At 47.4% G+C, this 6217-nt stretch carries 5 protein-coding genes; all 5 read right to left on the reverse strand.

The window, feature by feature from the left end:
* Window positions 1–1224 (reverse strand): DUF5060 domain-containing protein (locus WBA23_RS06615; protein ID WP_424581464.1); only part of this gene is annotated, 1224 nt, incomplete at its 3' end.
* A 47-nt stretch (window positions 1225–1271) separates the two neighbouring features.
* Window positions 1272–1436 (reverse strand): hypothetical protein, encoded by a 165-nt coding sequence (locus WBA23_RS06620; RefSeq protein WP_424581465.1) that lies wholly within the window; start codon window positions 1434–1436, stop codon window positions 1272–1274.
* 182 nt (window positions 1437–1618) lie between these two features.
* Window positions 1619–3511 carry a heparinase II/III domain-containing protein gene (locus WBA23_RS06625; RefSeq protein ID WP_424581466.1) on the reverse strand — a complete coding sequence of 631 codons (1893 nt, stop codon included), beginning with the start codon at window positions 3509–3511 and terminating at the stop codon, window positions 1619–1621.
* Between the two features lie 43 nt (window positions 3512–3554).
* Window positions 3555–4985 (reverse strand): BNR repeat-containing protein, encoded by a 1431-nt coding sequence (locus WBA23_RS06630; protein WP_424581467.1) that lies wholly within the window; start codon window positions 4983–4985, stop codon window positions 3555–3557.
* Between the two features lie 113 nt (window positions 4986–5098).
* The coding region (locus WBA23_RS06635; RefSeq protein WP_424581468.1) for a RagB/SusD family nutrient uptake outer membrane protein at window positions 5099–6217 on the reverse strand (1119 nt) is incomplete at its 5' end.

The following is a 6217-nucleotide window of genomic DNA, read 5'->3' on the forward strand; positions in this document are numbered from 1 at the left end:
AGCTCCGGTAAGGGGCGATTGATCGCCGATTAACTGCTGGTAACGATCATCCTGATTGGGAAAAGTATGGACGACCAGATCGTGCTGGTAGGGATCGATCTGTCGGACGTAGGTTGCCACTTTCTTAACTTCCTCGATAGGCTGGTTATTTTCCTCCCCTAGATTCCAGTTCAGGGCCAGATGGTGCCCGAAGCGAGCGATAAGTTCTCGGTAGTACAGCTTGCCTTCGGTGCCGAAGGTACCGTTGTCCATTAAATGATCCGTCTCGGTTTCGTGGGTTTTGAAGTGTAGAAACATACCTTTTCTCTCAGCATAGTCAAATATTCGTTCCCATTGTTCTAATTTAGAAACATCCAGCCTAGTTCGGTGGAACATAGTTATCCAAGCTTCTTTGTTTTTCTTGACGTTTGCGTACTCTTCATATTCTGCTTCCGGTACTTTTAGCAGGTAAGGATATACATTCCGATCGTCGCCGTCAACATTAAAAGTGAGGAAAGAGAAGACGTTTAGATACTCCGAAGCTAGGTAATTAATCGCTCCGAGCAGATTCTGCCCTTTACCTTGCTGCCACGAAAACTCGGATGCCTCTTCATCAGCATCCTGCTGGTGTGGTTCCCAGCTTTTTCTCAAATCAAACACATTGGGGGTAGCGTCAATATCCGCGTAAGCCAGCAGATTTTCCGGGGCGTCTACTCCGAGCTTGATGAAGTAGTTGCCAGTTTCGGCGTATTTTAAATAGCGTTCGCCCACGTAATTCAATCGCCCCTGTTCCCGGTTATCCGGTAGCGATTTATCGGAGTCGGTGATGGTGAAGCTTCCCGATAGCCCATCCATGAATTCGGCACTAGTGGCCTTACTAATGTCTTGCTGAATCGCAACTTCTTCCCCTTTCTTAAATGATACGTTATACGTCCATTCACCGGTTTGGTCGGGGGTGAACCGGACCATCCACTTATTGCCCTCTTCGGCACTAGTTTCGGCGGCGTTGCCATCGGCGGCGTAAAAACCAGGCACTCGATAGGTTCGGGTTCCTTGAGTAAAGGTTACATCCAGACGATAATATAGGAAGGGGTTTTCATCGGCCAGTTCGCTGGTTTCCGGTCCGTCGAACACTAAGGTTATTTTATGCCATTGCTTTAATTCTCCCTGAATATCAACTTTCGCTGATTGGCTACAGCTAGCTATTATGATTGTTATAGGTAATAAGAATACTCTTCTAAGCATTTGGCTAGCGGGTAGTTGGTTATTGAATGTGAATTACGTATTAGACCTCATCGGTGGTAAGATATAAGTATTTGATTTTCAATGCTCTGCCCTTGAGCCGGGCGGGCTTCTACTTTTCCATCGATAAAAAGTAGACAAAAATCTAGGAAACCTTGAAACCGCCGGGCGGCCCCGTCGCTTCGCTCAAACACCAAGTTTTCCCCTTTACACATAAAAAACTCTTATTACATTGAGGAAGGACTTTAGCATATATATTTTCCAAATCTTTCACAGTAGTAAGTTATGATTTAGAGCTCAGGTGTAATACAATTTTTCTTGAACACCTGAACACCTGAACACCTGAACACCTGAACACCTGAACACCTGAACACCTGAACACCTGAACACCCTGAATCTATTCCGCAGAAAGTCGTACTCGAATAGTTTCGCCGTCTTCCGCCATTAAGTAAGCCGGAATGCGGATTTCCAGTCGCTTCAAACCATCAATCTGTCGATCTAGTTCTAGTGGTGCTGGGTCTAGTGATATCACCGATACCATTAATTCGGGGTGGGAGATGTTCTCGAGCTTTAATTCCTTACCGTCTTGCTTCAGCGTAGCTCCCCCGTCCGTGATGTCTACGTCGGCGGTGGTCATTAGCTGCCAGGTGATAAGTTGGGTAGAATCACTGGGTTTAATTTGATCTTCAATCAGTAAGGATTGATTGTCTTCTTTTACGAACCGACGGGTGGCACTAGATGCTTTCCCGCCAAAAACTGCCGACATATCAATGGTAGCTTCGGGTTGTTCGCCATCCTGAAAATCGGTGATGGAAGCAAATCCATCTACGTGGTGTAAAGCGTTGTTAACGGTGATCGTACTATGCCCGTAATTATTTTTAGTAAGTAACGTCCAGCGTTCGCACTCCTGGCAGCGACCCCACAGATTGAATCCGGTTTGCTCCAATGCGTTATACGACTGGTTGCCCGGATCAACTACCCAGCGTACGTCGTTTACTTCAAAGACAAACGATCCGGCGTCCATATTTCCGTGGTTTACCGAACCCCGACCACCTTTTCCGCCGAAGTAATAGTTGTGCGAATTACCTGCTTCGGATCGGAAAAAGACTACTGGGTTGGAGCCATCGCCCTTCCATGCTAAGGGTAGATCTTTGCCACCATCTTCATCGAACTGCGATAGCCATACAAGTCCGGCTCCTGCCGACCGAACTAATTCGCCCATTTCTGCTGGGTCGCGCAGAAATCGTTCTTTCTCAAAATATACATCATTACCGGTTTTCGTGGCAAACCAAGCCAGCGTAAAGTCACCGTTCTCGCTACGCCGGTCGCCGCAGTCGGCAAAGTTATAGTACCAGCCTGATGGTGCCATACTGAGCACCCGGAATTCGGCACTTTCCTTAAAGGCGGGGTAATCAGCCAAACCAAAATCAGTACCGAACGCACTTTCTAGCATGGAGGCTGTAAGCGCAGAAAAGCTAGTTCCGTAACTCCAGTAAGTTGACCCTTCGGGGTACACGCCATCCGGGCCGTATTCTTCCAGGGCGTGAGGCATACCTTCCAGGGCCCGGTGAATGGTTTCAGCCGCCAGTTCCGGTTCCTGCTCAGCCACTATAATAGAAGCGGCGATCATACCTCCGTGGCACACCTGATTCCAGTTGTTGTTACCATCTACCCAACCGGTGTTGCCTTCCTTATTGTAGCTGGGCTTAATCCCTTTTTCAACGAGCGAGGTTTTAGCTAACTCAACGGTAGATGTTGGTAAGTCTTCCCCGGCCCAGTCAACGGCTAAAGCCACTGCTAGCGACATCTCGCCCACGTCTAGGTAGTGAGAAGGATTCCAGTCGGAGAAGTTGCAAACGGCGATTACTTCGTCGTTGATGCGATCAAGTACTTTTTGGTTTTTATCCATCCGGTAGACCATTCCCAAAATATTCATCCGGTAGAGCATCTCCCGAGAAATCCCCAGTAACCTTCGTCCCTCCATTTTGCGCTCCAGCAACGGTTGCTGCTGAATTTCTTCAGCGTTGAGCTTAATGGCTTCGTACATATTTTTCACCACCTCATCGGACTTCAGGTCTTTTTTCAATTGCTTTTCTATGGCTGGAGTAAGAATTAGTCGTGGACTGCCTTTGCGGAGCTTCTTTTTCAGGTAAGCAACGTTCATCGGGTTTTCTAACTTCACCGGATCGTCGTTCACCGAATTAGTAGGGTCATCATTAGCGAAGGAGCTCAGCGGAGTGACGATGGCTAGGCACCAGATGGTGAATAAATAGATAAATTTGAGTCTCATTTGATATTAGGTTTGTGTATTGTATCAGAAATATACATGATTTTTAGTTATTCGGACTACTGCGCAGTTCGTAGAGGTATAACTGACTCGGCTTGGGCCAGGGTTTTGGACGGGGTTTGTCCCGGTTCCGAGGAAGAGTTTCCCACTTCAGTACGTAATTAACTGACTCGTTCGAGCCTTTTCCCTGATCGTTAGCGGTTTGCATTGTTAGATCTGGAAAATCGCCTTCTGCTTCCATGGTAGCGGTAAATGGTTGAGGTTTAAGCACCTCCCCGCGTACCTCCAGGTTCTGGTTGAGCAGAAATGTGCCCGTACCGTACTTAATATGATCGAAGCCCAGTTCGTAGAATCCGTCCTCCCTACGGTTGAACGGTCCTATTCGAACTTCACTGTTGATGCTGCCGTTTCCCGAAAAATACCAGCGGTAGTCCCAGTCTGTTACTTGCTTGATCTGCCACTCTTCGTCCATCAGTTGAGCGGTATAGAATTGCAGGTTTCCGGCATCATCGTATTTGTGATAGGCAAAAATCGGCTGGTTGTCTTCATCTAGACAGAGTTTGGCAGCCAGATTAATAATACCACCCTGAACCGGAATAGGATCAACCACCACCGACTTATCATCTACTGTCACGGGCAAATCTATTGGCTGCCCAAAAGCATTGTACCAGTGCAGCATATCGGAGCTTTTCATGTAGGAAAGATCGTGATTAGTAGAGCAGTCCGGGGTATCGCGCCATACCCAGTACATATGGTACCAGCCATCTTCCCGTAAGCTTGGTCGGGAGGAGTAGGCGTTTACCGAATCCTGTCCGTCGGTTAAAGGAGTATCCACCAGGCGGGTCCATTGCTGAGTATCGCTATTGTACTTGTTGTAGATGTCGTTGCCATTACCGCTACCTCCGTCGCGGTAGCGGAAGAGTAGTTCGTTTTCGGCGGTATTCATAAAGACCGGATAGGTGCATCGGTTTTCCTCAGTACCTACCATTTCTTCTATCTGTACCAGCGTAGTAATATTACCCGGTTCGGCACTTCTAAAGTAGGTCAATCCGTTTACGTGCATATTTCCGGATAAGTGGATATAGCCTTCCTTATCCATACCCAGCGTGAGGTAATTATGGCTATCCCACCCTAGTATAGTGCTGGTTCCTTCCTGCGACTCCCGCTGGTGCGGTGGTATTTTGTGAAGCTCGAAGGTATCCTGATGCAGATAGCGTTGCCCGACTATCATGTGGCGTTCGTCATTGTAATAAGCAATGTACTGCCGGTCTTCATTGGTTAGCAGACTAAAGCCTGCCGGGTGACCCGCCCACACCTTATCAATTTCAATAATACGCTGAATTGACACTTGATTATTTCGCTCGTCAATAGTGATAGAATCCTTGGAGCTATATCCTAGTGCAGGCTGGGCCAGTGTTGGTACGACGAGTAGCCAATAGGAAATTAGCAGAAATACGGTACCATGCAGGAGCTTCATCGGAGTAGATTTATAGGATAAAATACCCATTTAGGGTTTAAACAAGAAAGCCCGCAACGGTTGGGTCACGGGCTTTCGTAATGCAGAAAACAATAGTTTTCTATTAAGAATAATTACTCACTAGCTCCCCAACCTGGGTTTTGACCGAGATTAGGATTCTGAGAAATCACAGAAATAGGTATTGGCCATAAGTAGTGCTTACTTTCGTCAAAGATAGGGTCTGCGTAATCGGTGCCAGCGTACACATCCAAATAGGGTACTCCATCAACTTCAAAAAGGCCAATGGTTGACTCACCGTCAGGATCGAACCGCTGCTGGTTGGAAGCATCCCAACGCATACCTAAATCTTTGTCTGCTAGAAGTTGCCCCTGCGCCCAACGGCGAATATCATCGTAGCGGCCACCTTCCATAAATAGCTCCACGCGACGTTCCCGACGGATTTCAACGAGCAAAGGCGAAATTCCTAAATCGGCGTAGCGAGGGTCCATTTGAGGACTCATCGTCATAGCGGGCATGCCCACGCGAGCTCGTAACAGGTTGACACTCATATCAAGATCACCTTGAGTGATTGTACCTAGTTCAGCTTTAGCTTCTGCGTAATTAAGTAAAGCTTCGCCAAATCGTAGGATAATAGCCGGAGTGGCCGAGATATTATAAGTAGCGTGAGCCGCAACTACATCGTATACTTTAATAATATGATACCCAGTAGTAGAAGACTGGCCGGGTTTGGTCTGCCCCTGAATCTTAGGATAGTCAGCTACCGCAGGATCAGTATTACCGTACTGATAAAAAGCTTGATCGTCGGGGTGAAGAACCGTTTGGCGCAAGCGAGGGTCACGATTCTCGAAGATGTTTTCAAAGACTTCATCACCCTGATACTCTGTTGAAAGGGTAATAGGCAAACCATCGGTACAAAGGTAGTCTTCTACCATGTCTTTAGTAGCACCCCCATTGTAACCTCGGTGGTAGTTCTGCACGTGATTAGTGAAAATTCCTAGTTCGTAGCGTCTCCAATACAAAACTTCAGGATTACCGGAAAGGTCGGTCATCCGGTGAATTGCGTTATAGTCCATGGTTGGATCACCGGTAGTGTAAAGTGAATAAGGGCCGCTCTCCATCAATTCCTGAGCCGCATCGGCCGCGGCTTGAAACCACGGGGTAGGATCGCCTAAGTTATGGTATTTCTGCCAAGTACCCTCGTAAAGAGCAATTCGGGACAACACTTGTAAAGC

Origin of the sequence: Tunicatimonas sp., from assembly GCF_049647865.1 — a bacterium.
Taxonomy (GTDB): domain Bacteria; phylum Bacteroidota; class Bacteroidia; order Cytophagales; family Cyclobacteriaceae; genus Tunicatimonas.